The sequence below is a fragment of the Kitasatospora sp. NPDC057512 genome (assembly GCF_042802135.1).
In the GTDB taxonomy this organism is placed as follows: Bacteria; Actinomycetota; Actinomycetes; order Streptomycetales; family Streptomycetaceae; genus Kitasatospora.
Genome location: NZ_JBHVET010000754.1, coordinates 1 through 4,006, shown reverse-complemented (window position 1 = coordinate 4,006; position 4,006 = coordinate 1). Strand labels below are relative to the sequence as shown.

2 protein-coding genes and 1 pseudogene are annotated in these 4,006 nt (G+C 75.6%); 1 reads left to right on the top strand and 2 read right to left on the bottom strand.

Annotated features, from left to right (window positions below; all coding sequences use genetic code 11):
• Nucleotides 1-92: 92 nt before the first annotated feature.
• Nucleotides 93-1,337, bottom strand: a complete 1,245-nt coding sequence (locus ACFU6K_RS33205; RefSeq protein WP_380669404.1) for a phosphotransferase — start codon at nt 1,335-1,337, stop codon at nt 93-95.
• A gap of 524 nt (nt 1,338-1,861) precedes the next feature.
• On the opposite strand from ACFU6K_RS33205, the gene ACFU6K_RS33200 reads away from it, so the two are divergent.
• Nucleotides 1,862-3,343: a hypothetical protein gene (locus ACFU6K_RS33200; protein ID WP_380669402.1), complete on the top strand. Its 1,482-nt coding sequence runs from the start codon at nt 1,862-1,864 to the stop codon at nt 3,341-3,343.
• 128 nt (nt 3,344-3,471) lie between these two features.
• Here the strand turns inward: ACFU6K_RS33200 and ACFU6K_RS33195 are convergent.
• Nucleotides 3,472-4,006, bottom strand: a pseudogene (locus ACFU6K_RS33195) (hypothetical protein); the annotation flags it as partial.

The window sequence follows — 4,006 nt, the reverse complement described above, 5'->3', positions numbered from 1 at the left end:
GCCCTGGAGCGGGGCGCCCGGCCGTAGGGCCCGTCGTCGAACCTCCGGGCCGGGTGGATCCTGACAGCGGTCCACCGGGCCCCGACGGTGGCTCAGCGGGTCCCGACCGCGGCGCGGACGGCCCGGCGGGCGAGCGCCGCGTCGTCGTAGAGCCGACGGATCATGATCCGCTGCTCCTCGCCGGCGCCCGGCACGTCGTACAGCCGGATCTCCCGCATCAGCACCAGAACCAGGTTCACCAGGAAGGCGTCCCGGGCCAGCGTGCCGCCGCTCTGGGCGAGTTGGCTGATCTGGCGGCGTGCCGCGGTGTCCCCGGACAGGACGCTCCAGAGCACCGCCAGGTCGTAGCCGGGCAGGTACCAGCCGGCCTGCTCCCAGTCGACCAGCACCGGGCCGGACGGCGCCAGCAGCATGTTGCTGAGCAGGGCGTCGCCGTGGCAGAGCTGGAGCGGGGTGCTGCCGAGGCCGTGCAGCAGGCCGCGGAGGTCGCCGGCGTCCCGGTCGGTGAGCTGGCCCACCGAGTGGTAGCGGGAGATCTCCAACTGGTAGTCCAGGCGCGGCTGGAAGACGTCGGTCGGCGGCCGCCACAGGTTCAGCGTGCGGACCGCGGTGAGCAGCGCCCGCACCTCGCCCGGGGTGGGCGCGTTGACCGGGTGGCGCTCGCGGGCCGCCGGGCGCCCCGGAACGCGCTCCATGACCAGGACGCACCGGTCGTGGTCGGCCGCCACCAGCCGGGGCAGCCGCACCGGCGGACGGTGCCGGACGAACGCTCGGTAGACCGCCACCTCGTGGTGGAAGTCGGCCACCAGCTGCTCGAAGTACTCACTCCGCACCGCCTGCGGCGCCAGGCACTTGGCGACCACCGGAGCCCGCCCGATGGTGCCCGCCACCAGGATGTGGCGGCTGCCCTCGCGCAGGACCTGGCGCGGGGTGAACGCGGGACATATCCGCGAGACGCCGGCGAGCGCCGCCCGGACCGCCGGGGTCTGGAGCGCCGACGGATCGATCCGCTCCGGGCCGCCGCCGACGGGCAGGCCGGGCCGCCGGGCCCGCAGCACCTGGCCGTCGGCCTGCCGGGCCAGTGGCATCCGGCCGCCGCCCGGCAGGGCGGTCTCGGGGGCCCGCAGGCCCAGCGCGGTACGGCCGGCGGGGCCCAGCGCCGTACGGCCGGTCGGGACGACCCGGGTGTCCGTGGCCCGGCCCTCGGCGCCGCGCGGGACCGCGGGACGGCTCGCCGGGGGCACGGCCTTGGGGCCGGTGCGGCCGGCGGCTGCGGTGGGGGGGCGCAGCGCTGGGCGGGTCGCGGTGGGCGTGGGGGTCGTCGCTGAGGAGTACATGGGCTGAGGGAGGTCCCTTCCGGTCCGTCGGCGGGTGCTTGCCCCGCGGGGGCGGGGGAGGGCCGGTGCCGTGTGCTTCCTGGCGTGACGGCGGCCCTGCGGGTGGTGCGGTACGTCGTGCGGTGCGCTACGTCGCGCGGTACCTCGTGGCGGTGCGGTCGGTGGTGCGCGGGCGCCGGGCACGGACGCGGGGTCAGGAACCCCTGTTCGGCGGTGCTCCGGCCGTCCGCACCCTGGGGAATGCGGTCGGCCGGACTGCCGTGGCCGTGCCCGGCGCTCCCGCGCCACCCGGCCGCGCCACCCCCTCGGGTGAGGACCGGGAGCGCCCCGTGCCACCGTCGGGGGACAGCCCCGACGCTGGTGGGGCGCCGCCCGACCCGGGGGGCGAGGTGGCGCACCCCTACAACACACCCGTCGGGCACTGGCTTAGTAGTCTGGCGGGCCCTGGCGAACGGTGGCGAATGCTCGCCCGGCACTTGCCCGAGCCTCTAGCCTCGGATCAGCCGAGGAACCTGGGGGCTTCGTTGAGCAGGGAACCCAACACCCGACTGGCCGATCTGTTCGTCCTGACCGGATGGTCGAAGGGCGAGCTGGCGCGGCTGGTCAACCGTCGGGGTGCCGCGATGGGGCAGCTGCAGCTGTCCACCGACACGTCGAGGGTACGGCGTTGGATCGAGCAGGGGGAGATCCCGCGCGATCCGGTGCCGAGGGTGCTGGCGGCCGTGTTCACGGAGCGGCTCGGCCGTGTCGTCACCACTGAGGACCTCGGTCTGGAACGACACCGGCCCACCAGGTCCGGAGCGGACGCGTCCGCGGCAGTGCCATGGTCGCCGGATCGAACAGCCGCGGTCCTCACCGAGTTCACGGGAATGGACCTCATGCTGAACCGACGTGGATTGGTGGGCGCCGGAGCCGCGCTCACGGCCGGGGCGGTCATCGCCGACTCGCTGAAGGGCTGGCTGGGCGGGGACGCGGTCGCGTACGCGGCCTCCGTCCCCGGGCCGCGACAGGTGGTCGCCGGGGGCGGAGCGCACCCGGTGGCGGACGTCTACGACGCGGGCCCGGTCGGGCTCGACGAGGTGGAGTCGCTGGAGCACTCGGTACAGGTGTTCCGGGCCTGGGACGCGGCCCGCGGCGGCGGGCTGCAGCGCAAGGCGGTGGTCGGTCAACTGAACGAGGTCGGCGGCCTGTTGACGCACCGGCACGCACCCGCGGTGGAACAGCGGCTGTGGCTGGTCGCGGCCAACCTGGCGGTGCTGGCGGGCTGGATGTCGCACGACGTGGGGCTGGAGCCCACCGCCCAGAAGTACTTCATGATCGCGGCCGACGCGGCCAAGGAGGCCGGCGACCGGCCACGGGCCGGCGAGGCGATCTCCCGGGCCGCGCGGCAGATGGTGCACCTGGGCCGGGCCGACGAGGCGCTGGACCTGATGTCGGCGGCCAAGGCGGCCGGCGGACGGCTGCTGCCCAGAACGCGCGCCATGCTCAACACCGTCGAGGCGTGGGCGCACGCCTCGATCGGGCACTCCCAGGACACCTACCGGTTGCTCGGGGAGGCCGAGGACCTGTTCACCGAGGAGGCGCCGGAGCCACCGCCCTCGTGGATGCAGGTGTTCGACGAGGCCGAACTGCGCGGCATGCAGGCCCTGGTGCTGCGCACGCTCTCCGAGCACGATCCGGGGGCGGCCCCCGAGGCCCGCAGGCACGCGGAGCGGGTGATCACCCTGCGGGAGGGGACCGGGCAGCTGCGTTCGGCGCTGTTCGACCGGATCACCCTGGCCTCGGTGCACCTGCTCACCGGCGAGCCGGACGCGGCGCGGTTCCAGGCCAAGATGGTGATGAACCTGATCGGCCAGAACTCCTCGCACCGGACCTGGGACCGGCTGCGCGAGATGTACCGGCTGACCGCGCAGTACCGGGGGCTGCCCGTGGTGGACGAGCTGCGGGAGGAACTGGGCCGGGCGCTGCGGGCGGCGGACGCCAAGAACCGGCGCCGGCTGACCTGACGGGCTCCCGGACGTACGGGCCCGGGCCGGGCCCGTCGACTCGGGTCGGCGGGGCGGTGAGGCTGTGGGCTGTGAGTTCGGAGCGGTGTGGCCGTGGGTCGTGGGTTCGGAGCGGTGGGGCCGTCGGCTCAGTGCGGCGGGGCCGGGCGGAGCAGCATGCGCAGCGCGACGACCGTGCCGTCGGTGCCGAGGACGGGCTCGCCCGCGCACTCGACGCCGTCGTACCGCCCGTCGGGCCGGTGGAGCCGCAGGGTGCCGGCGGCGCAGCGGCCGTGCACCAGGGCGTCGGTCATCATCCGCCGCAGCAGTGGCCGGTCGGCCTCGGGGAGGCGGTCGGGCAGCCGGTCGAGGCTGAGCGGGCCGTGGTCCGGCTCGCAGCCGAGGAGGAGGTAGGCCTCCGGGCTCCAGGTGATCCCGTCGGTCAGCAGGTCCCATTCGGCGGAGCCGATCAGGGCGTCGTCGGTGATCGCGTCGTGGTCGCCGCCGGCGCCGAGGTACGGGCCGGTCGGCTCCTGAGCCGTGCCGTCCACTCTGCCGTCCGTTCCGTTGTCGGCGTCGCCGGTACTGTCGCCCGTGCCGTGTCCGCCCGGGCCGCCCGCGCCGACCGTGACACCGCTCGCCGCGCCGCTGCCGGCGCTCGCCGCGCCGCTGCCGGCGCTCGCC

Excerpts from the sequence above, each read along its gene's own strand:
- ACFU6K_RS33205 (WP_380669404.1), bottom strand. The coding sequence starts at position 1,337 with ATGTACTCCTCAGCGACGACCCCCACGCCCACCGCGACCCGCCCAGCG.